A 26,470-nucleotide genomic window follows, 5' to 3' on the forward strand; every position below is an offset into this window, starting at 1 on the left:
TCTCCATGCGCAGTACAGCCAATTCAACGCCAACGTGGCGCGATACCAAGCAGTGATTGGGGGCGGCGATTCTTGATCCCTTTGCAGGCCTCGTGAGCCTCTTCAAGACTCGCGAACTGCACCGGATCAGACCTCATGCGCATCTGTGTAGTAAGAATCAAGCCATCCGGCCCCAGTGCGCGGTCATCACCGCTACCACCAAAGGCTGCATCGCCATGTCCCCAATACTCAATAACGATCATGCTGATCGGATCGGGCGTACCCCGAGCGCTCCATTCCGCTCGCTTTTTCTCCACCCAACCGTCCAGGCCTGGTTCAAGTTTTTGCTTGTCCATGAACTGGCTCCTTAACGTGAGGCGCGGGCAAGATACTCATTCAGGCTGGCCACCAGCTCTTCCTGCGTATAGCGATAAGCCGTAAGCACGTCGCAATATCCGGCCTGGCAGATGGTCAGCATTTCGCAGCTTGACGGTGCGATCTGCTTCATGACGATGAAACGGTGGGCCGATTCGACGTACACGAAGACCTCACCCATGGTCCAGCACTTCGAGGAACGCACTTGCCGCGCGAGGGTCTCGATGTCCGGGTAGTAGCAAACCCGTCGCTCATCGCATGTCTCGTCCTGATCGGCAAGGATGTTCCAGATCCGTTCAGGGGACAGCAATTTGGAGGGCTCAACACTGCTGAGAGTTGTGTTCATAAAAGGCTCCGAAAAATGGAGCCCTACCCCCCTCGGAGATAGTGGCCCCAAGGGTTGAAAACGGCTTTCGCCGGGAATTGACTGGTTGCCACTACAGCTCGGCCAGTCGCCGCATCGTTCCTGCAGCACCAGGCTGAGGATTGAAATTCGCTTTCCAAAGCGCAGGCCGCTTTGGAAAACGCCCCCTGAGGGAGGTTTTCGCTGGATGAAGGGGTTACCCCTTCAATCCCCACTACGGCGCGATAAAGCCCCGTGGCGGGTGGTTCTGAAGGCTCTGGGCGATGGCAGGGCTGATCGCCTTGCACGCACCAAGCGCCGTTGCGATGCCCTGTGCGAGCAAACCACCATCCGACTTGGACACCAGATCCTGTTCGGACGCGGTGAGTGAGCCCAACGATGCAGCTGCTCGGATGAGCAACTCGCCGGCCTGAGCCACCTGGTCAGCAACATGACCAGGTAAAGCTGCACCAGCGACGCTTGCGAGAGTCCGCTGCGCAGTAACTCCCGCACCCTCTTGAGCGAGCATGGAAGCGAAGGTATCGACCGCCAAGCGCTTGCGAGGAAGATCCTCGTTTTCGGCAGCGCTGTAGGTCCCGTCCTCGACCCCCGACTCAACGTCCTCCACATGCTGGAGAGCGCAAGAAACAAGCGTCGCAAGCATTTCGGGATCGAACACCGGGAAAACGTTTTGAGAATTCATGACAACTCCGATAAAGGAGACAGGCACTGTCCCCGGTTGGGGCTGCGAGTGCCCATCCGGGTTTGAAAAATTGGCCCCCGTGAATGGGACCGTTGAGCTAACTCAGGAGCGCTCGGCGATGAATTTGCGAGCCTGCTTGAGGCCGCGAATCACGATCTGTTGCGTACCAGTGGGAACCGCCCTGCCCCCCTGGAGGGAATGAACGGGATCGTTCACCACCAACCAGGCACCACGATCACTGAAGGTGTACCCGTGGCGGCGCAAGAGCGCTGCAACATGGTTCATCTCGCTGATCTCTTGGCAAGCGTCAGCCTGCTGCATTTGGAGCATCCTGCTTGAGGATTCGAACGCGGTTTTGTGGCCGATAGAAACTCGACCAGGTGTCGTCTTTACCGTGGAACCCAATCGATCCATCGCCACGCGACTCACTGATGCGCTCAACCGTGACTTGCTGTGCTGGATTGGTGAAACATAGGGTATCCCCTACCTTCACTGCCGAAGCATTTACAAATGTCTTCATAAAACCTCCTTCTGCGGACTGCCAGTCAAGCTGGACAAAACGGCAGGCCCCCCATGACGGGAAGACCCGCCAGGGTTGAAAGGAAAGGACGGAGCCTCAGAACAACGCTGCCTGAAGCGGCACGGTCTGAGGTTTACAGAGAACTTCTGTACGTACAGAACTCACACTGGTTTCTTGGAAATCTTGCAAATTTTCCAAAAATTCGGGAGATCCAAGGTAGTAGTCCAGGATGCGACCTTTGTACTTCCAGAGGAGCACAGCAGTGCTACCGTCCTCCACCTCGTCAGCACCGTGGTAGACCGCCACGGGGTGGCCATGGAGAAGCTTCCACGAGCGTTTAGCCCCACGGAAGCCCATCGCGCGCCATCCATACGACCTTGCGGAATCGTCGTACTTCAAGGCATCTTGCATTGAGATCGGACGAATCGTCGGGTAGGTGCGGACAACCGATACAGGTTTCGTACAGACCACATGGGAGCCCCGTACAGATACCCGAAGACCGGTGTAGTCCCCGCGTTCACGCACGGTGAAGTCCTGGGCATGGTATGTCCAGGTCTGCCCCTCGTAGAGGTCAGCTGGAATGAGCTGCCAAGCATCAACCACGTTGTTACCGCTTCGGCCGCCATACATCGCTGAAAAAGCGCAATGGAGGTACCCGCCATGTTCAACGACAGGTACACCCACGACTTCACCAGGTTTGGACTCAGCCATCTTGGCGCAGCAGACGATGGCGGACCACTCCTCCCACTCCTGAGCTGGAACGTGGAGGGTTCGGGGCTCGGGTTTTGGCCGTTGGGAAACCGGTGGCTGAACCGGTGCTGACACCTCATCGGTATCGAGTTCAAAAAGCATGCGCTATCTCCTGAAGAGACAGGCATCCACCCCCTGGGCATTGGATGCCCGTCAGGGGTTGAAAAAGCAGGGCGAACCCTACTGAAGTGCCACAAATAACTCGGTGGCTTCGAGCATGAGGAAGCCAGATTACCCGGCCTCACACAAAAGTGTCTTTGCGTGCGCTCCATTGTGCCAGAGCGCATGCAAAGACGCCTCAGCATCTTTGACAAAAGTCCGTCCAGTTACCTGGCAGGGACACGAGCTGCGGGGAAAACCGGCAGCTGAAAAACAAAGAGCCAGCCACAGGAAGTGGCCAGCCCTTTTCGGAAGTGAATTTGATCAGTGATCGTGGTTACGCTGGTGCTTGCGCTCCCAGCTCGCTTGCCACTTCGCAAAGCCAGAACCCACGAGCAGCAGGAGCCCCAAGAGGCTCATCCCTACTGCTACAGGGTTGTTGAAAAACTCGTTCATTGTCAATTCCTTGCGTCCTGTGTTGGACAACAAACCGCCGCAGAAAGTTCAGCGACGAGTATTCAAGAGGCTGCTCAGGCCCGCGATAACGAGCAAGAGAGCACCGGCCAATTGTGCTGCATAGGCGTATTTCCCAGCAAGCACTGCGTCATAGATTCCGTCCATCAACTTCGAAGCGAAGTGTGGGAGCACGAGGGCTGAAGCGATCCACGCCACACGCGATTTCGCGAATGCCGTGGTCACTTTGGCGATCAGCCAACCTACTACCACCAGAAGGGGAAAGGCGAGAGGGATGCATAGCCAGACTATGCTGTGTCGATCCATAAGCGATCTCCTAAAAATGCGCCGGAACCGCCCCCGCTGGGAGGGTAGTCCCAGCAGGGTTGAATTCCGCGCTCAGAAGAACGCGACATATGGCCTTCATTGGAGTGAAGGCCGGATCAATCAGGCTTCGTCAGCCTGCTCCCCATCACCAGGATGGGATTCGGGCGTGGACCCGGTGCGCTTGTTCTTGAGCTGGTCAGCAACTTGGAAATTGCGGCACAGAGCCAAAACACTCGCAGCACTCAGCGTGACGGTCTTCCCTTCCAGTTCGGCAGGGTCGATATCGTCAGTTCGAGCCAGCAGCTCTTTCAAACCCGCGTCCTCGGCCACGGCCTTGAACACTGGAGTGATTGAGCTGAAAAGGTTGAGCGACACCTTGCGGGGTGGTGCCCATTCCTTGACAGCAGATGCCTTGACTGAGGTCTTACCCTTTGCCTTGGCATCCTGCAGCTTTGCGGCCAGCATTTCCGCTGCCTTGTCACCGTGCTTGCGCACAGCATCAATCGCAACGCTCGCAGCCACAGTGCCGTCCTTGACCATCGCCTGGACATCGCTGGATGCATCAGCAAGGGTCAACATCGACTCGACGGTCGTCACCGACACATCCATGCGGGTTGCAATTTCAGAGTTTTTGAGGCCCTTGCGATGCAACATCTGGTACAGCTTGCTCAGGCCCAAAGGCGTGAGCTTCAGACCGCGCTCCGAACGCGCCTGCACGACAACTCGATCCACGTCATTACCCCGGAAGGGCAGACAGTCGAGATGCGGCAGATCCACGCCGCGCGAGATCGCGAGCAAAGCCCCGAGCTTGCGCTGATGCCCTTCCACGATGAACTTGCGTCCATTCGAAGGGTCGATGCGAACCACCAGCGGTGGCACGTACTCGCCGGCAGCATAGGCCTTGGCAAAGCCCTCAATCTGCGCAACACACTCGGGAGAGTCGTAGTCACGCTGGTTGAAGCCATCCTCCTCGAAGAGGTCTTTGGGAGGCACACGGAACATGTCCGTTTTCTTGACGCCGGTTTCAGCGCCGTTAGCAGCCTGAGCTTTGAAAGAGGTCAGGACTTTGGTTTCAACATTCGACATGGCAATTTCCTTATGGAAGCCCACTGCAAATGCATCACCCACTACGGGCCGATGCACCCGTAGCGGATGGTTAAAAACTCCTTTCGGAGATGGAACGCTGCGTTTTATCCTCCTGCAGCAAGGAGCATCCCGTATGGCGTAGCCATAGCGAAGAAACCTGTTTTCCAAAGAGCACCCGCTGGGAGCGCTTAGGAAAACCCAGCCGCAAAGGACTGGGGTTTCAGAAAGAAGGACGGTGGGAGAGCCCCCCAGTCCAAGTGCCTGTCAAGAATGCATCACTGCATCGATCAAATCGATGACAGGTTGAGGCATCACTGCATCAATCAGATCGATGACAGGTTGGGTGTCGCCCACGGTGGCAACAAATGCCACCGAGTCCAACAGCACCCGCGAAGCGCCCAATGCCTCGTGAGCCTTAGCTGCCCCCGTTTCAGTGACATGCCGCCCCTTCAGCGCTTCAGGCAAATCGAGAGGGTCATACCCCAGCGCTTCAACGCGGTGCTCAGGCTCCCAGTCCTCAGCCATCTCTGGCAGTTCCGGGTGGGCCTGGGCGTAGTCATAGAGGCGCAGCGCGTCGTAGGCATTGACCAAGCCGAAAGCAAGGCATTCGTCTTGCCAACCAAGCCACTCAGCCACATCAGCAAGCTGCTCGCGTGCGTTGTAGAGATCCAAATTCGTCATGTTGTCCTCATCAAATGGTGAACACATGAGACCCCCCACAAGGAGGAGCCCCATGTGGGTTGATCGGGTGAATTACCCCGAGATGGGAGAGCGAGGAAGCACTCTCAGGCGAACAATGCCATCGACATGTTCTGCTGCACTTCAGGCCGCTTCGATGTCTCCATCGCTTTCGCGATGCAGCTCAAAACAGCTTGATTCACAGACAGCACAGACTTTGCAATGCACCGGCCAACAGCCTTGAAGGGCTCATAGCAAATGCTCTGACCAAGCAGTTCGTGCGCAAGTGTCAAACCCAGCCCCTCGATGAGGTGCGGAGGTATCTGCTTGAGACGCGCATGCTCTGCCGGCGTGAAGTGCCGAAGCAAGTCCGGGTTCGTAGGGTGCTGCAGCTTGGGGTCCGTGCTGCGCGCCTTTGAGTAGCCCTTCGTCACTGTGGGGCACTTCGCGCTGGAAGCAGTCACGATTTGCATCATGAAGTTCTTACCAGCAGCCGCGTCCCGCAACTCTTTGTCCTTGAGCCCCTGCATGGGGCTCCAAAGATCGGAGTCATCGGGCACGGGGTCAAGTATCTCGGAGATCGTTCGCTCAACCTTTGGAGGTCTCACGAGCGATTCGAAATCGAACTCCATGCCCTCAGTGACAGCGACCATGCACATGCGCTCCCGGTGTTCCAGTGCGTTCCAGTCCTGTGCCTTCAGAACCGTCTCGTGGACGGTGAAGCCAAAGTCTCGGAGCTGGTTCCTCAGGATGCACATGGAGGCACTCGAAGAATAGGGCTTGACGTTTTCTAGGACAACCAAGGCCGGATTCACTTTGGCAATCACTGCCAGGAAGGCCACAACGAGATGGCCAACCTCGGGGTGGGCCTCTGCATGACCCGCGCCGTTCTTGGCTTTTCCCGCAACGCTAGCACCCGAACAGGGCAACCCAGCGAACAGGGCCTCGACTTTCGGTAGCGCGGACATAGCCCAGTGGTCAAACGCAAGCTCTTGCAGCGGCGCGGCCAACGAGATCGTCTCTTTCGACCAAATGTCGTTCTGCTCTCGCGTGTGCTCCAGCAGTTCAGGGCGGATCTCATTCGCGAACGCAAGGCGGGTCTGAATCCCCGCCTCTTCAAGCCCCTTGTGCAGCGCGTGATCAAGGACACCACCACCGTGAGACACCGAACCGCAGTCCAGTGGCTCCCCGTTGGCAAGCTTGTTCTTGAGTCGCTGCAGGCGCTCGCGCTTCGCAATCTCCACCGCAAGGGGAAGGATGCGAATGCGACTGCCTTGAACGACCACGCGAACAGCGTTGTAGCCATCAAAGATTGACAGGACCTCAGAAGAGTTGATGTCGATGACGGGGATCTCTTTGCCCCCCTTCAGCTTTCTGGACACGATGCGATCACCGTGCACGTCCTGCTCCAAAACCAGCATCGTTCGCTCCTCGTCCTTGCGGATCTTGAAGCGGATACCAGGCATGAACCCAGCAAGGGATGCTTTGAATCCCTCCAGCCACAGTCGCGGCCGACCACGGTTCTCACCGATACGGGCTGACTCGTATGCTTTCATGTTGTGCTCCTGACAAATCGCGAAGCACAGTCCCCAGCGGGACAAAGTGCCCCGCATGGGTTGAAAAATCCGGTTTCCCGGTAGTGGAAGGTCAGATGACCTGGTGCTGCGCATTACCCTCCCGCAGCGCGGAGACCCGGCGTCTGAATTACTCAGAGCGTCGAAATGCTTGCCATAGCCCCCACTGACGGGACCTATGGAAAGCACCCCATCCGCTTGGATGGGGGCTTCGAAATGAGCCTACAAGGTGGAAACGTCCAAGTCTCGGAAGAACTTGGCCAAGGCCTCGATGCAAGCACCTGCGTGAATCAGGCTGGCTTCAAACTTGACCGCCAACAGGATTTCGCCTGCGAGTGGATTGAAGTCATTGTTCTGGATCACACGCACCACAAATCCGTCACTGTCATTCCTGATGTGGAAGTCAAGAGAGGGTTGCTCGGGCCAGCGGGTGCTGGGCGCATACGGCCACTGACGGCCCTTTTCAGTGACCCAGTAAACCGGCAGCTTGCATGCCTGTAAGTGCTTCAACAGCGCTTCTGCTACAGCCCGCGCGTAGATTGGTTTGGTTGACATGATGTTCTCCTGAATTGTGGAGACACCCGCCCGTGGGACTTGGCGTCCCCACGGGGTTTTGAATTGACTGGCGATCAGACCGTTACCGGGCTGCGTGCAACTTGCACCTCGCTAGGTTGAACCCGGAGATGACTGTTGCAAGGGTGATCCCAAGACCATCGCCCCGGAACAGTACCCAAGCGGCCAACGCTCGCTTTCGCGTCACCGTAAGACTTTGCAGGGGTTGTCTTCCCTGCGACCTCGACAGTGAAACAACCCGACTTCGAGTAGCCGAGTTGCACTGCGAGTGGGCTGCTGGGGTAGGCATAGCCGATGACATGCTCGACAGAGCCTGCCAGGCGAACGCCTGTGTTTTCTGATTCATTCATGCTGCGAACTCCAAAGAGAGCGAAGCACAACCCCATGCGGGAAAGTGCCCCGCAAGGGTTAAAAGTTAGTTTGATCCAGGCCCCAGGATGCGTAAAGCATCCCAGTCCGAATCACCGGCCGTCTTCGGGTCTGATCGCAACGCCATCGAGTTACTGATGGCTTCGCGGATAGTCATCCCCTTACAGCGTCGATGGGGCTCAACACTGAGGTCACCCACTTGCATGCCAACAAAATCGACAGACAAGCTACCGACCTCAGTGGCAGTGTCCAAGCTCTTGCGAATCTTGGCCAGCCACTGAAAGTCGCGGGTGGCACCAGAGGCGCCGTTCGTCTTCCAATAGACCTGGTAATTGACCCATGTGAGCTGGTGGGCGATCACGTCATCGTAGAAGCCGACGATTGGACAGGTCCACCGCCGCTCACGCTGACCGCTATGGGTGTACGTCCTGGAATCCCCCGAGAGGAAACACAAACCGTAAACGTCCTCGGGTGTGTCCAACGCTTTGGACGGAATCCGAAACACCGCGATGTCATAAAAGATCTGCACTGACATGGGCGCCCCTTACGCGAAAAGATCCAACGTGTCAGTCGGCAGCACTTTGATGGAGCCCGTAGCCGATGCGAGATACACATCGGACGAACCATCTACGCGTTGCAGAAAGGCCATGTTCTGACGGGTGGACAGTGGGATGAGGAATGGACCTGTCGGCCCAGCCTCGCTCATGTCCCAGGAGGATTTGTCCCACTCGTGCCCGTAGTAGCGGTCGATGTACTCAAGCCCATGACCTTCGACAGACTTCCGGCACATAGGGCGAAGGGCCCCAATATCCGAAAGCTGCTTGGTCGGGAGCTTGGCAATCTCTGCCAGGTACTTCTCAACGGGCAGTGTCTTGCCACGCAGCTTGCGCTGTCCGGTATGCACTTCCCATGCTGCGCCCTTCTTGTATGCGCCGTACATGGCCGCTTCACCATGGCCCCAAGAGGCATGGATTCGGCGCCATTTCGGCGGTTGGCCGTCGCGCTCTTCGAGAGCGAAAACGATCCATACGTCATCGACTGAGTTGAAGTGGTATTGCAACCACTGATCAGCCACGTTCACCCGAGCAAGCTCTGCGAAACCGAGCTTGACGTGATCTCTTTCATTGACCATTGATGTACTCCGAGTTTGCGAAGCACACCCCCATGCGGAGGTTGAGCCCCGCAAGGGTTGATGCTGGGTCTTTGAAGACCCTGTGAGTGGCATTCCAAAGAACGCCTTGCTGCTTGCTTATCCTCCTGCAGGTTGGAGCATCGGTGCCTGAATTACTCAGGAACGACCAAATACGCTTTTCATAGCCCCCTGGTGAAAGAGGCTGTGAAAAGCCCCCATCGATAAACGATGGGAGGCCTCAACTCAAGCCGAAGGCAGGAGCCTTGGATCGAGGTTTTCGAGGAAGCTGGACACCAGGCCAACACAGCTCTTGGCCTCCTGGAGAGGAGCCTTGAACTTGAGCGTAACGAGGGGCTCAGGGGTCAGACATCCGGCGCGATTGAGCACATGGATGTGAATACCGGAAGCAGGACCTTCATCGACCTGGAACACCAACCAAGGGTTAGCTGGCCAGGCGCGAGTCGGAGTCTTGCTCAGGTTGTCCTCATGGGCCAGAGCCCAGTTGAAATCACAGTCGAACCGGTCAAGATGCTTCGACAGAGCCCTGGCAACTTGCCGTGCCCAGACAGTGCTATGACGTGATTGCGTTTGCATGAATATCTCCATCAAGAAACGGAGACCACGCCCCCATGGGAGCGATGGCCCCCAAGGGTTGAAGATTGCTGGTTACCCAGCTGCTGTGCTTCTGCAGCGGCATCACGCCGTGCGCAGTTGCTCTGGATCGAAGGACTCAAGGAACTCCGACACATACCCAAGGCACGCCCCGGCTGCTTTGATGCTGGTGAGGAACTTCACCACGAGGAGTTGAACGGATTTACCGTTCGCGTCTCGGTGCAGCACCTCCACATACAGGCCTTCATTGGTGCCCTCCTCTACCTGATACAGGTACTGGGGGTCCTTAGGCCACACGCATGTGGGCTCTTTTTTCAGAATGTCTTCGCCTGCTTTTGCCCAGTAGAAAGGGCAATCGAAGGAGTTGAGCTTCTTGGTGAGAGCGTCTGCAACATTGCGGGCCCACACCTGGCCGGTTTCGGCACTGGTTTTCATAGGTCTCTCCGTGTTTCGGGTGGCCATCCCCATCGGGGACGAGCCCCCACAGGGTTGAAATCAGCTTGCCAATGACCAGACACCACGCTCGATGGGAGCAAAGAACGACTGGTTTTGATTCAGGGTCTGCCGGACCTTTGCTTGCCAATGAGGATTGGCTGCGAGACGCTCTGGAGCGTTCTTGGCCACCTTCTCATAGATCTGGGAAAGGCTCGCCTGCCCGCCGAGGCTCACCAACACCGTGCGGACCAATGCTTTCCACGTTGAGGTAAGCCGAGCCGACTGCTGCTTGGCCATGCCAGCGAGATCGGAGAGGAACGATGTGATCACCTCTGGGCGACGCCACAGTAGGATGAATTCGTGACTCACACGCGGCAGTTTCATTCCTGGGTAGGAACGCGAGTTGGACATCACGTTGTGCTGATGCTTGATCAGCACTGCGGCCAACTCAGATGCTGGCATCCGCGCGATGGCTTCTGCCTGGTAGGAGACGTAAGTTCCCTTCGAGCGCTTATCGCCGATGATGGTCCCGTAGTAACCACCAGGCTTGGTCGCATCGCGTTGATTGAGCAGTGCGATGTGCAGCTTCTCGTGGAAGTCATCTTCGCTGTTACAGCGAGAGAGATCATCCGCGTGAGGCGTGCCCCAAACCTCGCCACTGTAGACCACCATGTCGCCATAGGGCGGGTGCGAGAGGCAAAGGTCGGCTGGCTTACCAACGGCCAACAGAATGCTATCGCGGAGGATGTTGTGGCCCTGGTGCAGATCAAGACCGTAAGCCTCAATATGCATCTCACGCGCAACCTCAATCGAGGTGCCTGATCCGCACATGGGATCAACAAAAACCTTGGGCCTCAACTGCTCGAAAAGCGACTTGTAGATGTAGCCAGAGCAGTTGCCGCGCCACTTCGGATCACCCCAAGGGCCACGCTCGGGAAAAGAAAGAACACTCATCAAGATCTCCAAAAGGAAACCCGAAGAGCGAAGCCCAGCGGGGACTTCGCATCCCCGGTGGGTAAAAAATTAGCACCCGAAGGTACTGGGAAAAGCTGCTTGCCGAAGCACGGACAGCCGCCGTATCAACCAACTCCATTACGGGGAAGGTTTGAATTCAGTTTCTGAAGCACACTTGGGAGGATGCTTGAGAAACCCCCCGCTCGAAAGCAGGGAGTGAAGCGATTGCACCGGAACCAGAAGGTTCTGTCAATCGCGTTTGTCAGGTGGGCCCAGAGGCTTTACCAAAAGCCCCAGCGGGCATGACCCAATTATCCGTGAAAACCTCAAGTGTGTAGACATGGTTGTTGGCCACGTCGATCAGCTCATGGTGGTCTACGGACGCAGCGTACACACGGCCGCACGAGGCCAGATCCTCGACAGACTTCGTGCGGTGAATTGTCAAACCAGTGAATCCCTCAAGTGAGGAAACTCGTTTGAACTGTGGGAGGGCAATGAACTTGACCGTTGCCCATTGGTCCTTATCGGCGAAGACACAGCAACGACATGAAAGCCGGGAAAATCCCAGCCGGTACCCTGGATGTACGAGCAGCCGAAATCGCTTGATGATGTCCCAGACTTGCTGCTCAGTCCATTTGTGGATAGGCCTCCAATGGTCCACCAAACGGCGCACACGGGCCCCATTTCGGTTGTCCTTACGGTGGGGCTCAAACTCATGGTAATGAGCCCTGGAAGTCGATTCCTCCGCACGCTCCCCGGTGATTACCAAAGTGCGACCTTCAAGGAACTGCGGATCGTTGGAGATCCACGCGTCCATGAGAGAAATCTTCGCAACGGATGAACACCACCTGACAGACAGATTCGAGGACTGCTGTGGAAACTTCAGGCGCGTATTCGGCTTGCCCTGGCCACCGACATCCATGCGCTTGCCATCGACCAAGTAGGGGATGGACACAGGCGCCGTGGGCTGGTTGTTCCGCATCAACTCGCGCTCTATTCCGCCATGACGCCAACTCAGAGAGAACCTGAGACCAAAGGCCTCAGCAACCTTCCGGCAGTAGTCTGTCGTGACAGGCCAATCCATCAAGCCATCCTCACCTGTTGGCTCACCATCCACACAGTGGTGGTGGACCTCGATGCGGTCTTTTGGGACCCCACACTCCAGCAGATGCAGCAGACATGCAATTGAGTCCTTACCTCCGCTCATCGCCACGATGTAGCGGTCATAGCTCATAACGTCTATGGGCTCTTTGTGCGCCTTCGACGGTGGGTTCGCAGCCAGCTCCAGTTCCATTTCGTCCTGGAACATGTCGCTCTGCACGAGGGGTAGTTCCCCATCACCGCTCGCTCGCGCAAGGGGCATCAACATATCGACCTCCTATATCAAGCAAGGCCGACACCCAAGCGGGAGTTGAGCCCCGCGTGGGTTGAAAAATGGGCTCTGGGCCCGTGAATCGCTGGTGCCATATGGCGGGGCAGCATCCCCTCATCACTGCATGCATTACGCAGGCAGGTTGAAACGGTTGTCTGAAACGCCCTCGTGAAAAAGACGCTTTAGAAAACCTCCTTCCCGCGCCCTGGTGGGGCACGAGAAGGGGTTTCGAGATCAGGCAGCAACGGCTTCCTCGGATTGCTCCGTTTCGTCCATTGCGGCCACGTCACCTGCGGTCAACTCCAACTCAGTCTCGATTTCGTTCTGGCGCTTCACGAGCGCAAGAAAACGATCCTGCTGGGCAAACGGCTTCAACACCTCGACCTTCAAATCGGCAAGGTTACGCTCCATGTGTGCAACACGGCCCCTTGCTGTTGCGAGACTTTCGTCCAGCTTTTTCAGGGTCCTTGTCACTCCATTGAGCAGCTGAGCCGTCGATTCGACCAGGCCAATGTGATAGGTGTGCATTCCTTCCATACGGGCAGACCATTCACCTTCACCGGCACGCCGAACCCAGAGTTTGAACCCTGCGGCCGAGCCAATGAGCTGAAAATCTGGCTTCGCCAGATGCAATGCCAGCGAGACGGCCCGCTTAGCATCTTCCTCTCGTACATGGGTCACCCCATCAATCGTTACCCCAGTCTCGCGTCCTGGTGCGTTCACCGCAGCAATATCTGCTTCGATGTTGGCAATGGAGCGATAAGTGGCTTCAATCTGTGCCGGTAGATAGGTGATCGATGTGCGGTTGTCATGTTGCTGTCTCTCCCATGCTTGGCGCATCACTGCGAGCTTGGTCAATTCAGCGTCAACCGACATCTTCTCAAGCACCATCGGGTTGCCCGAGGCGATGGCCTTGATTTCCGCATACGACAGCGTTGCTGCTTCCACATCCTCCAGAGTGCGAATCTCGTCGTTGCCGACCATCACTTGCGCGATGAACTTGGCCTTGCCGTGAAGCAATTGAGCCATGTAAGCGTCGAACGATGCACTGGTGAGGTACGTGAAGATGAACACCTTCGAGAACATGTTGCCTTGACGAACGATCCGCCCTTCCCGCTGCTCCATGTCGCTGGTGCGCCATGGGATATCGAGATGATGCAGAGCGATCAACCGGTCCTGCACGTTGGTGCCCATGCCCAACTTTGACGTGCTTCCCATCAAGACGCGAATGGTCCCGCGCCGCACGGCCTGGAACAGTTCGTCCTTGCGGGCGTCACTGTCGTAGTCGTGGATAAACGCAATTTCAGAATCAGGAATCCCCAGCTCAACGAGTTCCTTTCGCAACTCGTTGTAAGCAGTGAACTCACCGGTAGAGCTTGGCGTTGACAGATCGCAAAAGACGATCTGCGCAGCTTTGCTTTCGGCGTAGTCAACCCAGAGGCGGTGCACGTTGCGTGCGCACGCGTAGATCTTTCCACTCTTGTCATGCGGGTCGGGTAGACCCACCAGGCGAACATCGAGAGCAGCCTTGCGGCCATCCCCGGTCACCTTCAGCATGTTGTCGTCCTTCGGCTGGACACCACCCCCACGGATCTTCCCTGCTCGCTCCACCAGCTCCTGCACGTAGTCGCGCAGGTCTTCTGATGGCTCCACCGTCACCGTCTCCCTTACGGCAGTTGGTACCGGCAGATCCAGCATCTCTGGTGTGCGAATGTCCGCGACGAGGCGGAACATGCTCATCAGTTCAGGGACGTTGAGAAAGCGGCTGAATCGTGTTTGCATGCGATAGCCACTACCGTCAGGAGCAAGCTCCAAAGCCGTGACCGTCTCACCAAAGTTCGAAGCCCAAGCGTCGAAGTGCTGCACGCCAAACTCTTCAAGCATGTCAGCTTGCAGGTAGCGCATCATGGTCCATAGCTCAGCCATCGTATTACTGATGGGCGTTGCCGTGGCCAAAATCAGGCCCTTGCCGTCAGCGCGTGAACGCTGCACATACTGAGTTTTCACGAAAACATCGAACGCGCGCTGCGAGTTGCTGTTAGGCAATCCCGCTACCCGGTCCATCTTCGTGAAGCGCCACAAGTTCTTTGCGACGTGTGCCTCATCATATGCAATGTAGTCGATCCCCAGCTCTTCAAAACTCAGCAGATCATCCTTTGCGGACTGCTTGCTGATCTTCTCAAGCCGTGTCTTCCACGCCTTCTTTGCCTTCGCCAATTCCTTGACGATGGAGCCCTTTTCATAGCTCGACCGCTCGCGCAGCGCTGACTCAATCGATTCAAGCTCTTCTTCAATGTACGACCGCATGTAGCTGTCGCTCACCTTGATCGACTCGAACGTTGCGTGCGTCACGATGACAGCATCCCAGTCATGGGTTGCAATCCGCGAGAGCATCAGTTTGCGCTTTGCACCGGACAAATCGTCTTTCGACGCAGCCAGCACTTTCGCTGCAGGGTAGGCCTTCATGAAGCCGTTGGCAAAGTCCAGCAACATGTGGTTTGGCACCACAAACATCACCTTCTTCGCCATCCCCAGTCGCCGAAGCTCCATACCGGCGCAGATCATCTCCAAGGTCTTCCCCGCTCCGACCGCATGGGCCAAGAGCGTGTTGTACCGACTGGAGATAACCCGCCACACAGCATCACGCTGATGCGTGCGCAGCGTGTACACGCCGGACATGCCAGGCAGAACCAGATGACTCCCGTCGAACTTCTGTGCGACCACCGAGCGGAACAACAGGTTGTACTGACTCGCAAGCATTTCTGCTCGCTCGCTGTCCTTCCATAGCCACTCAACGAACGCCTCTTTCAGCAGGTGTTGCTTCTCGCGGGCCACTACCGTTTCACGAGGGTTAACCACTCGCTTGTCTTTGAACGTGTCGTAGACAGTCGGCTTTCGCTGGTTCAGCTCCATCTCAAATAGATCAGCAGCATTCACACGGTCGGTGCCGTAGGTTTGCGTTGCCGCAACCCCACTCTGGACCGCCCAGACCGTCTTGACAGTCCAGGCGCCGGCACGCTCGTCAAACTCAACGTTGTTGCCGTTACAGCTAAACGTCTCGTCCAAGAACTGCGTGTATACCCTTGCCGGAATCCACGTTGAGCCCATCCGTGCGTTGATCTCACCAGGTTGCAGTTGCTTTGGCATTACCGCCTGAAGGGCTTGAGCGTTGCGTTGGTACTCGTCACCAGCCACGGAGGCGATTTCGAGCTTGCGACGCACATTTCCCGACAGATAGCTATCCGCTGATTCCCAATTCGCCGTTTCCGGGTCCAGGTACACCAGCTCATCAGACTGCAGTTCAGCCATCACCTCGTCTACCGGGCGTCCGCAAAGCTCAGCAATCCTCGAAGGGATCACCCTTCCCGCTTCACCCAGAGACACCTGCAGCGCTTCCTTGGTGCTCTCGCACCGCTGGACGCGAGTAGCAGGTGCCAGCGTGTTGCGCTCAAAAATCGGAGCCTTCGAAGCAGTCTGCGTCTCCGCATCCCACTCCTCAATCGACAGCAACAGCGGCAGATCAGGATCAGCAGAGAACGCGCGTTTGTTGACGCTTTCGCTCAGGTAGCCGAACTCTTTCACATGCCGGTCGTAAGCGATGTTCAGACCGATTCTCAATCGCGTGAGCAGATCGTCAGGGGTCTTTCCAGCTTGCGCTGAAATGAGACTGCGCAGGCAATCCCGAACCTCGATCAGACCCAGCGTCCGCTGGAGCGTTTTGCCGGTGATGGCAAGAGGTTTGGCCTTGTCGCCTTCTACCTCGTACACCTTGCCTTCGATGACTACCAGCCCCGGACGACGCACTTCAGAGAGCGTCACCTCGACTTCCTTCTTGCCCGCTTCACGGGGGGCTTGCGCCCGTGCCGTGTAGATGCCTTCTGGAATTAATGCAACACGCTCCTGCAGAGCGGTGCCCAGGTCACCGTCGAATTCGCAGTAGACAGACATCCCGTGAGGGCCTGTCTGTGTTCGCAACTTGCCGATCACATTCTCTGGTCGGCTTACGAAGAACTCATTGGCGTAGATGGCATCGGAATACCCACCGTAGATCTTCGAAGCAGACGGCACACGGACGATCTCACCCCAACGAGCTTCTTCAGCCTTAGGAGCGCGCTCCTCACGTTTCTGGAATATCAGCAAATCCGTTGTGACGGATGTGCCAGCAATTTCCTTGAACGTGCCACGAGGCAGGCGCACCGCACTCACCAGCTTTGCTTGCGAGTGCATGTATGCCCGGTGCCCACTTCCGTGCGAGTCCAGGGTTCCGGTCGATGTAATGAACACGACGAGCCCCCCAGGCCGCACCATCTCCAGCGCTTTCGCGATGAAGTAGTTGTGCAGCGAGAAGTTGGCAAAAGGCACGTTGCGCAGCTCGGCCGATTTTTCGTTGCCAAATGGTGGATTGCCTATCACCAGGTCATAGGACCCGGCAGGCAACCGTGCACGCTCGAACTCACCTTGGTGAACCTTCACACCGTATTGCGAATACATGACCTTCGTCATGCGTGCAGATACGTCATCCAGTTCAACCGCCGTGACGCGACTCTTGCGAGCCAGTTCTTGCGGCATACCACCGATGAAAAAGCCAGACCCACAGGAAGGCTCCAGGATGTTGCCACCCTTGAAACCCAAACGCTGGATAGCTTTCCAAATGGCTTCCACCACCATCAGTGGTGTGTAGTAGGCGTTGAGCGAACTGGCAGTTGCCGATTCGAACTCCTCAGGCGTGAGGAGGCTCTTCAGCTCCTCATGCCTGGCCAGCCAAGCCGTGTCGCTGGTGGCCCCATCGAGCGCCTTGACCAGACCGCCCCAACCTGTGTACAGGCTGAGAATGGCATGCTCTTCAGCGTTTGCGGCGCGGCCTTCTTGCTCCAACTTGCGCAGGAGTTTGATGGCAGCGATGTTTGCGTCGTACTTCGGCACCGGGGTGCTGATCGAAGCGTGATGCATTGCATCCAGCTTGGGCCAGTGGGCCTGTTGCTGGACTTCTTGAACGATCTCGTGAGCCGCCACAGTGGATGAGGCGAGCGTTCCAAGAACTTCAATAGGATCTTCATCTGGGCCGAAACCCGGTAACCACATGCACGCGTGCGCGACGGGTTTGATCTTCATAAATACGCCTCCAGGATGACTCCTGCAGACGCACCAACCCCACTGCGGGGATGGTGCCCCGCAGGCAGGTTGAAAAAGCCGCTTTCGCGACGTGGATTGCTGTTTTTGTCTCCGGCAGCTCGGAGTTTTTTCACCAAAGCACTACGCAGTGGTGTCGAAATCGCTTTCTGAAATGGTCCGCTGGACCACTTGAGAAAGCACCCTGACCGAAGTCAGGAGTGCGTGAAGCGCTGTGCGTCAGTCGTTCAACTCAGGGCCTTTCATCAGGTCATTGAGGAGATCTTTGGCATTGCGCATATAGGGGGAGAGCAACCGAGTAGTGAGGTCAATCACCTTGTTACGCTCATCAACCGTCAGAGTGCCCGATTCAGCAGCTTTCGCGACGCTGGAGAACTTCGGGTGTTCTGCCAGCGACAGCAGCAGCTCCCGTTCCGCAGCAAGACGCAATGTCAAAGCCTCGGACAGTGGACAGTTTTCAGGTTTGGAAACGATCAACTTCGCTGCATCGCGGGCCTTGAACGTTTCCTGAAGGAACAGTTCACGGTCAGCTTCGCCAAGCAGGAAGGTTTCCTTGCGATCCAGGATCACGCGGTTGATACCGAGAACCTTGAAACGAGGGTCAGAGCGAAGCTGCAAACGTTGCAGGATCTCCGCTTCGTAGGCAGTGACCACCGGCCGAACATGCATTTCAAATGCCTGTGCCACCAAAACGCGTTCGGCGGCTTCGATCATCTTTGCAGTGAATCCGTTGGGATATGCAGACATGGGTATCTCCTAAAGGTTGGTGGGAGACACCCCCACAAGGGGATATGTCCCCCTGGGGTTGAATGAGTTGTCAGCGCTTCAATGACACAAAGCAGTTGGCAAAGTAGGTGCCGATGTACTTCCCGAAGGAGTCACGGGCATCGAACACTGCTTCTGGCTTGCCTGAAAGCATATTTCTTGTGGTTGCCGCGTACTTCACGCCGACCACATGACATTCCAGAAGGGAGTCGGGTACATACAGGCCAGCGGATTTCAACAACTCCACATCGATCACGCCAGTGTTGAACTGGGGGGCCACGGTGGAGAGGTGCACATCCTCGTGAGAATGGAACCGGCTGACCAGCTCCTTCGTTGTGAGGACACGGGTGCCGGTGGTTTCAGAAACGTTCATGGTGGTGCTCCAAAGAAGATGGGGCACCCGTCCCCATCGGGATCAAGAGCCCCGGTGGGAAAAAAGAATGGACGGATCTACGCTGCGAACAGACGAGGATCAATCGGGAAAAAGGCGACTATGCCAAGAGCCCCGGAATGGGGTGCGCCAGATGGCGGAAGGTCTCCTGTTGGAGGCCATGACCCATGCGGGACTAGGCCCCGCGTGGGTTGAAGAAAGACAGACAAGCTGCCAGTGAATTGCTGATTGACTCCCCAGCTAGGAGATCTACAGGCCAGATAACTGCCTCGTTGAATTCTGTGAGTTTACCGAAAGGTGGTCCTTTTGGTAAGCCAACGGAGTTGACTTTTTAGGCAGTCCCCTACTTCAGGCCCGAAGGCCTGAAGGATGGATCTGTGGCCACGAGGAGAGCCCCGCGTGACCTTATCTGGCCGACACCATTGCGAGCATGGAAGCAGGGCCCCGGTCGAGGAAGAATGCGGCACTTTCGTGCTGCACCGCTTTGGGGAGGTCTGCCACCGTTGCATCGAAGCGGGTAGCCAGGTCGTATGCGGTCCACCCGTAGGTATTGGACCAAAAGGACGCGTCTTGAGGACGCTTGGTGGTGCTGACAACGATGTATTCGCCGAAGCATTCGCCCGAGACGTAGGTCTCATTGACGATGGAATCGCGAATGGTTTCATTGACTGCGCGTGCGTCACTGACGCTCCAGTCGAGCACCTGCCCGTCCGCTTGGAGATGACTTGCAATGTCAGAAGACATCACAGTCGCTGCGCTTTCGGATTCAGCGTCGATGAGCAGTTGCAAAGTTGCGAGGTAGGCCATGGATTCTCCGTTGAAGGAAAGTGAGGCCACCTCCCCATCGGGACAGTTGGCCCCGAGGGTTGAAAAATTGGTCTTCAGTTCTGACCAGTCATTGGCACGTCCGACACCATCACCTTCGTGATGGGCATTGCTTTCTGTGCGAACGACCCAAACACGTGGTTCAGACGATTGCGAAAATTTCCCGGCTTGGGGAGAACGACATCCAAACCACGAGGGATCGGCTGCACGTAGGTCAAACCAGCATCCTTGTGTTTTTGAAACGAGATCATGTGAGTTCCTTGCAATTGCGCCGGATCGTCACCCCAGCAGAGGTGATATCCCGGCTGGGTTGTAACCCCCTGGTGCCACCATGGCTACCAGGGGTAGTTTGCCGGATCAGCTACGCACTACGCGTTTGCTGACTCAGGTTCGGCCGCGACCTTTTCCGGCTGGGCAAACCCAGCCTTCAAGATGCGGTCGGCTGCAGAGAAGATGCGGCCCGCACTTTTCTTGAGCACATCGCGAGAACCCGCATGTGCAAGCCAGTGCTGCACATATCCGCGCGAGTAGTCGAGACCTGGCAGGTTCAACGAAGCGCAGCAGATAAATGCGACAGACTCTGCCTCCACTTCCTTGACGGCCTGTGTCAGGTCATCCTCACACACGAAACCCTCCACGACATCCCCATGCAGCTCACAGTGTGCGAGTTCATGGAAGAGTGTCTTGTGGGGAAATGCGGCGATGGGTGAGACCGCAACACGGCGTTCGGAACTGTATGCATATCCCTGGACGTTGCCATTCACTTTTTCGAATGGCTCCATCGTCACCGAGAGATTTCGTAGCGCCAGCGATTGGTCCCACTGAATCTCTGTTTCGGCCTGCTCTTCCACGGCACCAGAAGACTCCCCTTGCTCCGCTGCGCGCGGGTCAGGTTGAGTCTGGGCCAAGGAAAACCAGTTGTTGCGCATCACAAAGATGCGTCGGGGCATACCTGGAGGGGTAGGCTCGTCATCATCGTCCTTGGACTTGCCTTTGCCGTTCACAGTGATCGGCATCCACAGTCCAATGGCCTTCTGGCCCTTCATAACCGAGCGACCCTTCTTCTTCCAAGCGTTGAAGGACGCGATGGGCCCAATGGGCACACCACGCTCCAGAAGCTGCAGAACAGCAATGATCTGGTTGCCAACGCTGTAGTTGTGGAAGGCGCTGTAGTAGTCGCCCAACAGGCCTGGTTTTGTCAGGATCGTCTCCAGCAATTCCATCCAGTCAGGGCGCGTTACTTCTTTCTTTTCCATGGTGATCTCCGAAAAAACGCGGAGACACCTCCCCCAGCGGAGAGTGCATCCCCGCATGGGTTGATTTACGGCAGCGATTGCTGACGTGTTGAATGCTGCTTTGTCTTGCGACGAGTGCAGCGGCCTCTCTTGTCCTAGCCATTACGGCAAGGTCAAAAAACCGTCTTTTCCGATGAACTCTGATGGAGAGGCCATGGGAAAAGATGGGGAACGAGCCCCAGTGAAGCCGAAGCTTCACATGGGGTTTGTTTCAAGCTATGTGCAGGGCGAAGCCCTACGCAATAGCGTCAATGCACCGGCTCAAATCCACCAGTGACTGGAGGAAGTGCGCCATACCCTTCGGTATCTGGTGCAGTTGGCAAAGCACCGAGGCCTGGGGCATGCGAAGCTGCCTTTGCAGGCGCCTTGCGTGGGGCCTTTGTCTTGGGGGTTTCGAGGGCGGCAAGACGGTCATTCGCTTCTGCGATGAGACGCGACATGTTCGCCATTTCCTCCCCTTGAGCCGCCAACAGCTCGATCAGCGCTTTCAGATCATCGGGCTTGGTGGGGCTCTCAAGCGAGGGTTCCTTCTTGGAACTCTCTTCGAGCTTTTGGGACTTGGTGACTGGAATCACTGCAGGCCGCTTGGGGAACATTGCTTGCACTTTCGTAACAAGCCACTCAAGCAGATAGACCGCAGAACCTGCCAAGGCCATCAAAAACAAGATCTTCTCGTACATGGTGAATCTCCACATGCTGCGGAGGCACCATTCCCCAATGGGGGTTGATGCCCCACTGGGTTGAAAAAACGCCAACGATGTTGACGTGATAAACGCTGATTCGCCTTGCGGGCGAGGGACAGCAACCTCTTCAAGTCAACACCATTACGGAGTCGAGCAAGGAACTTGAGTTTATCAAAGGATCTTGTCATTCAGGGTCCTTTGAAAAACTCCCGCCCTCAACGGGCAGGAGTTCCATTCTGGGCGGCAGCGCTAGCCGCACGACCCACTATAGCCACAACTGCTGCACTGTTCGCCGCCGTTGTATTTCACGAGCTGGAGCCCGCATTCCGGGCACTTTCGCCCGCCTATTGCCTTGCCTGCAAATCGAGCCTCTACATCATCCTGGGCCACTTCTGGCTTCAAGAAGGCGCTGGCCGTCACAAGACGCCCGTTCTCAGCAAGGATGCCGAGACGCTGGTACCTGTAAAGCAGGAGATCTGCGATGTAGGCAACAGTCGATGGATAAGAGGCCTGCTTGACGGTGCCTGGCACCTGTGCAAGGAAGTCCCCTTGAGGCTCCTTGTAGGTCCTGAGCTTGCGCAACTTCATGCCAATCCACGCAGGGTCGATGATTCTCATGTCGAAAGACAGGAGCTTGCACAACCCGTTGTATGCGGCTGGAAACTCGCCCGCCATCCAGACACTGTAGGGCCGGTGACTTCCATCAGGCAAATCCAGCTCTTTGACGAACAACTCGAAATCGTCGCCAGTTGCAGGATTCTTGACACTTACCGACCAGGACAACGTGCCATCGGGTCCCGCCTTCGGCTCCTTGCGGAACATCATCGCGTTGACCAGGCTGGAGTCGCTGTCGTTGGCCAACCACCCGATCTTGTCGGTGTGGTGCAGCAGGATCTGCGCGAAGGCAGACACCACGCTGGGCATTGTGCGGATTTCACCAGTGGGCGGCATTGCCATCTCGAATGGCTCCCCTTGGCAGCGCTTTAGGGATTCCAGCTTCATCTTCAGCCACCCGGCATCGTATGAGCGCATATCGACCGAAAGAGTCTTGGCAATAGCGCCAAGGCCCCTTGGAACATCTGCCCCGTTGACCCAGGTTTCGAACGGATGGGTCACCCCATTCATGTAATGCCCCACCATCACAGCGAAATCGCCTTGGGGGTTCTCCACCATGTAGGTGACGGCTGGATTGCCATCCAGCATTTGCGGCCTTTCCAACCAGCGCAAGGCACTCATCACCGGCTGCGGTAATGCGTTGATGCTTACGCGGCGGTCCGGGTCGATTTCAACCACTTCGACGGCCTTTGCAAAGTCCGCTGGCTTTTCCTCGTCATCAAGAGACGTGAGGATCTGGCCAACCTCTGCGTTTGGTCGGTAAGTGGTGAGCCCCTTCAGCCCTGCGGCCCACGCGTCCAAGTACAGCGACTCGAAATCATCAAAAGCATAGCTCGCCGGCAAATTCACCGTCTTGCTGATCGCCGCGTCCACGAAGGGAGCGAGAGCCTTGATCATCTCCAGATGCGCCTCGGCATCAAGGGTCTGGGCTGTTTCGAAGTAGTCTGGCAGCTCGGTACTGTTGCCGCTGATGAGCGAATACAGCATGTACGCGGGGTTGAGAACCACGATGTCTTTGTGGGACCCATCCGCCTGCAGCACCTTACGGGAATACTTCATGCTGAACACAGGCTCCGCACCGCTTGAGCAATTGTTCCCAAACGTCAGACTTCCTGTGCCTGTCGGCGCCAGCGCCAGCAGGTGGCTGTTGCGGATGCCGATTTTGCGGATTTGACTCTTGAGCTTTTCCGGGAGACGGCTTGCGAAGGTACCCTCGGAGTCGGCCGTAACGCCTTCCAGGTACTTGTCCGCATCGAACAGAGGGAAAGCCCCCCGCTCCAAAGCGAGCCCCACAGATGCCTCATAGGCCGCATCTCGCATGGTTTCCATCATCTGCGCGGCAAACTCCCGCCCTTCTTCCGAAGAGTAGCGAATGCCCTGCATGATGAGCGCGTCACCGAGGCCTGTGAAGCCACAGCCGATTCGACGCTTGTTCAAGGCCTCTTGCTCCTGTTGGGGCAACGGCCAAGGGGTCAGGTCGAGCACATTGTCCAACATGCGCACCAGAACCCCGGTCACTTGCTTGAACTTCTCCCAGTCGAACTCGACAACACCATCCCAGATGGTTGACTTGACGAAGCGTGGCAGCAGGAGATGCCCAAGATCACAGCACCCATACGCCGGTAACGGCTCTTCACCACAGGGGTTTGTGGCTTCGATCCGCTCACAATAGCGAAGGTTGTTGTCCGTGTTCATGTGGTCAATGAAAACCACACCTGGCTCAGCCCGTGTGTACGTGGCGAGCATGATCTTTCCATACAGCTCTTTGGCCTGAATGGTCCGGTATACCCACTTCCCGTCATCGCGCTGATAAGCACCAGCGGCAATCTGCACAGGTGATGGCTTGGCGGAATGCACCAGGTCAAATGGCTTGTCGTGAACAACCGCGTGCATCAGTGCATCTGTCATCCCCACTGAGAGGTTGAAGTTGCTCATTGGCCTACGGTTGTACGGGATGTTTGGATCATCGACCTTCTTGCAGTCAATGAAGTCCAGAATGTCTGGGTGATCGCATCGCAGGATGCCCATTTGAGCCCCACGTCGCGCACCTGCAGAAATCACGGTACCGCACATGGAGTTGAAGGTGTCCATGTAGCTCAGCGGACCGCTGGCCAAGCTCTGGGTTCCATTGATCCAAGAGCCCTTCGGGCGGATTCTGCTGAAGTCGTATCCGACGCCACCACCCAGGCGCATTGTTTCTGCTGCCTGAGCAAGAGCGCCCATGATGCTCGGAACTCCGTCAACCTCTTCGGTCATGGAGTCACCAATCGGTTGAACAAAGCAGTTCACCCAAGTGGTCCGTGTTCCTTCGATCCCGGCAGAGGCGTTGATGCGTCCACCGAGAATCGTGTAATTGAGGGCATCCCGGAACAGAGGTTCGTACACATCGGGTTCAGCCTCGTTTTTGGCGAGTGCCTTTGCAATACGGTCGAGCACCTGTTCGGGTGTTGCCTCTTCGCCGCGAGCATACTTTTCGAGCAGCAACGCGAGCGAGTAGTCTTGAATCTGCACACCCATGCGGGTGACTGTTTCCATTTCCATCATCGACTCCTTTTTGTGTGAGGCTGAGAACAAACCCATCAGGGCTTCCCGAAAACCTCTTGAAAGAGACCTTCGGGAAGCCCTGAATGGGTCGTGCTGTCCTCGACACCACACCAGGAGCAAAAGCTATTGCGCAAGCGCAAAAGCCAGCCGGTGGGAACCGCTGGCTACGTCTGGTTTTGACTTCTCCAGAAAAGAAGATGAATCCCGGTCATAGACACGAGATATCAAGACTTTCCACATCGCACTTCGAATGCGATCTGGAAAGCCCGCCCCCGAGGGGGCGAGATTCCTTACTCCTCGTCGTCAATACGAGGCGGTGCAGCAAGACGCGGGAGTACGTCCCAAGCCACCCTTTCCGCATCAGCCGCAAATGGACCGATGAAGACTGGGGGCTCGGACGACTTCAAGCGCCTGGCCACGACAGCAACATGCTGTCTCACCCCGAAGTCATCTCGCAGTTGTCGGACCATGTAGCGCCGATAAGTGCATTTGAGTTCTTCGAAGTTCTCAGGGGGCGCAAACGGCCCGCCTGATCCAGGGTTGGTATCCAACACCTTGTGGTTGATGACTCCGTACCTCATGGTCCGTGCCTCAAGCGACCTTCAGAAGGGCCCGCCGAATGGATGGCATCGTCGGAAATCCATGGGGACCATGGACCCGAAGAACGTCCATCCAATCCAGTGATTTCTCACCGGGCAGGATCTCCCCCTGAGGGGTAATTGCAATGGCCTGCTTGCCCATTGAAATTGCACGCTCCACGAGTTTTTGCGCTGCTTCCTGGCCGTGCCCCTTGGGATGTTCCTTCGAGGGACGGTCTTTGTCAGAAAACACCACCAGCAGCTCAACTTCCGAGGGAATTTCCATGTACTCCATCAGCGTGGCATTTACCGTTGCCCACACTGGAATACCTGTTCCTTCCATCGCAGCAAGCCCTGTTTCGATGCCCTCTGCAGCGCCGAAAACGCGTGCTGGCTTGGCCAGTCGAATCGCTCCACCAAGGATGTTGCGATCTTCTGGGTAGGCCATCATCTTCTTCGGGGCCTCCACATCAAGCTTGTTTCCGAACTCATCGAGATAAGTCCGGTGCAAGGTAATGGGTCGGCCGTCAGGCGCAAGCACTGGTGCAACTATCGCCCCGTGGTAGCCCGTAATCTCCCCCTTGGAGGGGTCGTAGTAGGCAAGCCTGGGGTGAAAGTACAAGCCCCCGGTCATAGGCCGTTTCAAGCCCCTGCGGGCAAGATAGAGCCGACCAAGTTCCGCGCTATGGTGGTTCATGTGAACACAACCATCCATCACACGATTGAGGGACCGCACCACCTTTTCATTGTCCTTCTGGACAGTCTTGGTGGGCTGAATCGCCTGCATCCGAGGAGTCAGAGCGATACCGCGCGAATCTCCGGTCAAGTGCTTCAGCACTTCCTCCAGAGTTTCTCTCGCAGTCCATCCGTTGACCCACATCAGCGTTGCGAATCCATCGCTCTTGTTGCCACATGTGTTGCAAAAAGAGCGGCCATCTTCCGCGTATGACGGCATCATGCGATAGCCGTCTTTACCTCCATGCACAGGACAACCGACATGCCCTTTCGAGCGGCGGTCAAGTGCTGGATGAAGGCGCGGAGCTAGGGCGTAGAGAATGTGATCCCAACGCCCAGCTGCGAGGTTACGCGCCGTCTTCCAGCGCTCTTCCCACCACAGATTCCATTGTTCCTGCGTCCATTCACCATCTGTTCTCATTCGACTCTCCTTGAACACCCCGGACGGGGCATACCTCAGAGCCCCAGCTGGGACACTCAGGAATGCCCCGGCACAGGGTTGGGCGAACCAACTGAGAACCCCCAACCGGAGGTTCCCGGCTGGGGCTGTGATCTGCGACTACCGCAGCAAAATA

Annotated in this window: 27 protein-coding genes; all 27 read right to left on the reverse strand. The window is 56.7% G+C overall.

The window, feature by feature from the left end:
- Positions 1-23: 23 nt before the first annotated feature.
- The 27 genes from KW843_RS24715 to KW843_RS24840 all read right to left on the reverse strand — a co-directional run bounded on the left by KW843_RS24715 (position 24) and on the right by KW843_RS24840 (position 26,316).
- Positions 24-335 carry a hypothetical protein gene (locus tag KW843_RS24715; RefSeq protein WP_147455746.1) on the reverse strand — a complete coding sequence of 104 codons (312 nt, stop codon included), beginning with the start codon at positions 333-335 and terminating at the stop codon, positions 24-26.
- Positions 336-346: 11 nt separating this feature from the next.
- Complete coding sequence (locus tag KW843_RS24720) at positions 347-700, reverse strand: hypothetical protein (RefSeq protein WP_147455745.1); 354 nt, start codon at positions 698-700, stop codon at positions 347-349.
- 232 nt (positions 701-932) lie between these two features.
- On the reverse strand, positions 933-1,400 hold the full coding sequence (locus KW843_RS24725; RefSeq protein WP_218297785.1) for a hypothetical protein: 468 nt from the start codon (positions 1,398-1,400) through the stop codon (positions 933-935).
- Positions 1,401-1,502: 102 nt separating this feature from the next.
- Complete coding sequence (locus KW843_RS24730) at positions 1,503-1,721, reverse strand: hypothetical protein (RefSeq protein ID WP_218297786.1); 219 nt, start codon at positions 1,719-1,721, stop codon at positions 1,503-1,505.
- Positions 1,708-1,920 carry a hypothetical protein gene (locus KW843_RS24735; protein ID WP_218297787.1) on the reverse strand — a complete coding sequence of 71 codons (213 nt, stop codon included), beginning with the start codon at positions 1,918-1,920 and terminating at the stop codon, positions 1,708-1,710. The genes KW843_RS24730 and KW843_RS24735 overlap by 14 nt, the downstream gene beginning before the upstream one ends.
- Before the next feature lie 96 nt (positions 1,921-2,016).
- Positions 2,017-2,772, reverse strand: coding sequence for a hypothetical protein (locus KW843_RS24740; RefSeq protein ID WP_218297788.1), 756 nt, complete (start codon positions 2,770-2,772; stop codon positions 2,017-2,019).
- Positions 2,773-3,093: 321 nt separating this feature from the next.
- The gene (locus KW843_RS26870; protein WP_255424930.1) at positions 3,094-3,225 is read right to left on the reverse strand and encodes a hypothetical protein; all 132 of its coding nucleotides are present in this window, start codon (positions 3,223-3,225) and stop codon (positions 3,094-3,096) included.
- A gap of 48 nt (positions 3,226-3,273) precedes the next feature.
- Positions 3,274-3,549, reverse strand: a complete 276-nt coding sequence (locus KW843_RS24745) for a hypothetical protein (protein WP_218297789.1) — start codon at positions 3,547-3,549, stop codon at positions 3,274-3,276.
- A 120-nt stretch (positions 3,550-3,669) separates the two neighbouring features.
- The gene (locus KW843_RS24750) at positions 3,670-4,635 is read right to left on the reverse strand and encodes a hypothetical protein (protein ID WP_218297790.1); all 966 of its coding nucleotides are present in this window, start codon (positions 4,633-4,635) and stop codon (positions 3,670-3,672) included.
- Positions 4,636-4,899: 264 nt separating this feature from the next.
- On the reverse strand, positions 4,900-5,316 hold the full coding sequence (locus tag KW843_RS24755; protein ID WP_218297791.1) for a hypothetical protein: 417 nt from the start codon (positions 5,314-5,316) through the stop codon (positions 4,900-4,902).
- Between the two features lie 104 nt (positions 5,317-5,420).
- Positions 5,421-6,869: a DNA cytosine methyltransferase gene (locus KW843_RS24760; protein WP_121944328.1), complete on the reverse strand. Its 1,449-nt coding sequence runs from the start codon at positions 6,867-6,869 to the stop codon at positions 5,421-5,423.
- A 240-nt stretch (positions 6,870-7,109) separates the two neighbouring features.
- A complete protein-coding gene (locus KW843_RS24765; RefSeq protein ID WP_121944266.1) occupies positions 7,110-7,442 on the reverse strand; it encodes a hypothetical protein in 333 nt (110 codons plus the stop codon).
- A gap of 433 nt (positions 7,443-7,875) precedes the next feature.
- Complete coding sequence (locus KW843_RS24770) at positions 7,876-8,364, reverse strand: hypothetical protein (RefSeq protein WP_218297792.1); 489 nt, start codon at positions 8,362-8,364, stop codon at positions 7,876-7,878.
- Between the two features lie 9 nt (positions 8,365-8,373).
- Positions 8,374-8,961, reverse strand: coding sequence for a hypothetical protein (locus KW843_RS24775; RefSeq protein ID WP_121944264.1), 588 nt, complete (start codon positions 8,959-8,961; stop codon positions 8,374-8,376).
- Between the two features lie 243 nt (positions 8,962-9,204).
- Positions 9,205-9,555, reverse strand: a complete 351-nt coding sequence (locus KW843_RS24780; RefSeq protein ID WP_218297793.1) for a hypothetical protein — start codon at positions 9,553-9,555, stop codon at positions 9,205-9,207.
- Between the two features lie 102 nt (positions 9,556-9,657).
- Positions 9,658-10,008, reverse strand: a complete 351-nt coding sequence (locus KW843_RS24785) for a hypothetical protein (RefSeq protein WP_121944262.1) — start codon at positions 10,006-10,008, stop codon at positions 9,658-9,660.
- 60 nt (positions 10,009-10,068) lie between these two features.
- Complete coding sequence (locus tag KW843_RS24790) at positions 10,069-10,962, reverse strand: hypothetical protein (protein ID WP_218297794.1); 894 nt, start codon at positions 10,960-10,962, stop codon at positions 10,069-10,071.
- Positions 10,963-11,224: 262 nt separating this feature from the next.
- On the reverse strand, positions 11,225-12,331 hold the full coding sequence (locus tag KW843_RS24795; RefSeq protein ID WP_255594933.1) for a phosphoadenosine phosphosulfate reductase family protein: 1,107 nt from the start codon (positions 12,329-12,331) through the stop codon (positions 11,225-11,227).
- A 237-nt stretch (positions 12,332-12,568) separates the two neighbouring features.
- Complete coding sequence (locus tag KW843_RS24800; RefSeq protein WP_218297795.1) at positions 12,569-17,446, reverse strand: SNF2-related protein; 4,878 nt, start codon at positions 17,444-17,446, stop codon at positions 12,569-12,571.
- Between the two features lie 237 nt (positions 17,447-17,683).
- Positions 17,684-18,211 (reverse strand): hypothetical protein, encoded by a 528-nt coding sequence (locus KW843_RS24805; protein WP_218297796.1) that lies wholly within the window; start codon positions 18,209-18,211, stop codon positions 17,684-17,686.
- A 70-nt stretch (positions 18,212-18,281) separates the two neighbouring features.
- A complete protein-coding gene (locus KW843_RS24810) occupies positions 18,282-18,602 on the reverse strand; it encodes a hypothetical protein (RefSeq protein ID WP_218297797.1) in 321 nt (106 codons plus the stop codon).
- A gap of 423 nt (positions 18,603-19,025) precedes the next feature.
- Positions 19,026-19,427 carry a hypothetical protein gene (locus KW843_RS24815; protein WP_218297798.1) on the reverse strand — a complete coding sequence of 134 codons (402 nt, stop codon included), beginning with the start codon at positions 19,425-19,427 and terminating at the stop codon, positions 19,026-19,028.
- Between the two features lie 74 nt (positions 19,428-19,501).
- A complete protein-coding gene (locus KW843_RS24820) occupies positions 19,502-19,696 on the reverse strand; it encodes a hypothetical protein (protein ID WP_218297799.1) in 195 nt (64 codons plus the stop codon).
- 117 nt (positions 19,697-19,813) lie between these two features.
- Complete coding sequence (locus KW843_RS24825) at positions 19,814-20,701, reverse strand: ArdC-like ssDNA-binding domain-containing protein (RefSeq protein ID WP_218297800.1); 888 nt, start codon at positions 20,699-20,701, stop codon at positions 19,814-19,816.
- 287 nt (positions 20,702-20,988) lie between these two features.
- Positions 20,989-21,420, reverse strand: a complete 432-nt coding sequence (locus KW843_RS24830) for a hypothetical protein (RefSeq protein WP_218297801.1) — start codon at positions 21,418-21,420, stop codon at positions 20,989-20,991.
- Between the two features lie 252 nt (positions 21,421-21,672).
- Complete coding sequence (locus tag KW843_RS24835; RefSeq protein WP_255594934.1) at positions 21,673-24,573, reverse strand: adenosylcobalamin-dependent ribonucleoside-diphosphate reductase; 2,901 nt, start codon at positions 24,571-24,573, stop codon at positions 21,673-21,675.
- 600 nt (positions 24,574-25,173) lie between these two features.
- Positions 25,174-26,316, reverse strand: a complete 1,143-nt coding sequence (locus KW843_RS24840; RefSeq protein WP_121944255.1) for a toprim domain-containing protein — start codon at positions 26,314-26,316, stop codon at positions 25,174-25,176.
- Positions 26,317-26,470 lie beyond the last annotated feature (154 nt).

It is taken from the genome of Acidovorax sp. sif1233 (assembly GCF_019218755.1).
Taxonomy (GTDB): domain Bacteria; phylum Pseudomonadota; class Gammaproteobacteria; order Burkholderiales; family Burkholderiaceae_C; genus Acidovorax.

Coding starts and splice junctions, on each gene's coding strand:
- KW843_RS24715 (WP_147455746.1), bottom strand. CDS start 335: ATGGACAAGCAAAAACTTGAACCAGGCCTGGACGGTTGGGTGGAGAAA.
- KW843_RS24720 (WP_147455745.1), bottom strand. CDS start 700: ATGAACACAACTCTCAGCAGTGTTGAGCCCTCCAAATTGCTGTCCCCT.
- KW843_RS24725 (WP_218297785.1), bottom strand. CDS start 1,400: ATGAATTCTCAAAACGTTTTCCCGGTGTTCGATCCCGAAATGCTTGCG.
- KW843_RS24730 (WP_218297786.1), bottom strand. CDS start 1,721: ATGCAGCAGGCTGACGCTTGCCAAGAGATCAGCGAGATGAACCATGTT.
- KW843_RS24735 (WP_218297787.1), bottom strand. CDS start 1,920: ATGAAGACATTTGTAAATGCTTCGGCAGTGAAGGTAGGGGATACCCTA.
- KW843_RS24740 (WP_218297788.1), bottom strand. CDS start 2,772: ATGCTTTTTGAACTCGATACCGATGAGGTGTCAGCACCGGTTCAGCCA.
- KW843_RS26870 (WP_255424930.1), bottom strand. CDS start 3,225: ATGAACGAGTTTTTCAACAACCCTGTAGCAGTAGGGATGAGCCTCTTG.
- KW843_RS24745 (WP_218297789.1), bottom strand. CDS start 3,549: ATGGATCGACACAGCATAGTCTGGCTATGCATCCCTCTCGCCTTTCCC.
- KW843_RS24750 (WP_218297790.1), bottom strand. CDS start 4,635: ATGTCGAATGTTGAAACCAAAGTCCTGACCTCTTTCAAAGCTCAGGCT.
- KW843_RS24755 (WP_218297791.1), bottom strand. CDS start 5,316: ATGACGAATTTGGATCTCTACAACGCACGCGAGCAGCTTGCTGATGTG.
- KW843_RS24760 (WP_121944328.1), bottom strand. CDS start 6,869: ATGAAAGCATACGAGTCAGCCCGTATCGGTGAGAACCGTGGTCGGCCG.
- KW843_RS24765 (WP_121944266.1), bottom strand. CDS start 7,442: ATGTCAACCAAACCAATCTACGCGCGGGCTGTAGCAGAAGCGCTGTTG.
- KW843_RS24770 (WP_218297792.1), bottom strand. CDS start 8,364: ATGTCAGTGCAGATCTTTTATGACATCGCGGTGTTTCGGATTCCGTCC.
- KW843_RS24775 (WP_121944264.1), bottom strand. CDS start 8,961: ATGGTCAATGAAAGAGATCACGTCAAGCTCGGTTTCGCAGAGCTTGCT.
- KW843_RS24780 (WP_218297793.1), bottom strand. CDS start 9,555: ATGCAAACGCAATCACGTCATAGCACTGTCTGGGCACGGCAAGTTGCC.
- KW843_RS24785 (WP_121944262.1), bottom strand. CDS start 10,008: ATGAAAACCAGTGCCGAAACCGGCCAGGTGTGGGCCCGCAATGTTGCA.
- KW843_RS24790 (WP_218297794.1), bottom strand. CDS start 10,962: ATGAGTGTTCTTTCTTTTCCCGAGCGTGGCCCTTGGGGTGATCCGAAG.
- KW843_RS24795 (WP_255594933.1), bottom strand. CDS start 12,331: ATGTTGATGCCCCTTGCGCGAGCGAGCGGTGATGGGGAACTACCCCTC.
- KW843_RS24800 (WP_218297795.1), bottom strand. CDS start 17,446: ATGAAGATCAAACCCGTCGCGCACGCGTGCATGTGGTTACCGGGTTTC.
- KW843_RS24805 (WP_218297796.1), bottom strand. CDS start 18,211: ATGTCTGCATATCCCAACGGATTCACTGCAAAGATGATCGAAGCCGCC.
- KW843_RS24810 (WP_218297797.1), bottom strand. CDS start 18,602: ATGAACGTTTCTGAAACCACCGGCACCCGTGTCCTCACAACGAAGGAG.
- KW843_RS24815 (WP_218297798.1), bottom strand. CDS start 19,427: ATGGCCTACCTCGCAACTTTGCAACTGCTCATCGACGCTGAATCCGAA.
- KW843_RS24820 (WP_218297799.1), bottom strand. CDS start 19,696: ATGATCTCGTTTCAAAAACACAAGGATGCTGGTTTGACCTACGTGCAG.
- KW843_RS24825 (WP_218297800.1), bottom strand. CDS start 20,701: ATGGAAAAGAAAGAAGTAACGCGCCCTGACTGGATGGAATTGCTGGAG.
- KW843_RS24830 (WP_218297801.1), bottom strand. CDS start 21,420: ATGTACGAGAAGATCTTGTTTTTGATGGCCTTGGCAGGTTCTGCGGTC.
- KW843_RS24835 (WP_255594934.1), bottom strand. CDS start 24,573: ATGGAAACAGTCACCCGCATGGGTGTGCAGATTCAAGACTACTCGCTC.
- KW843_RS24840 (WP_121944255.1), bottom strand. CDS start 26,316: ATGAGAACAGATGGTGAATGGACGCAGGAACAATGGAATCTGTGGTGG.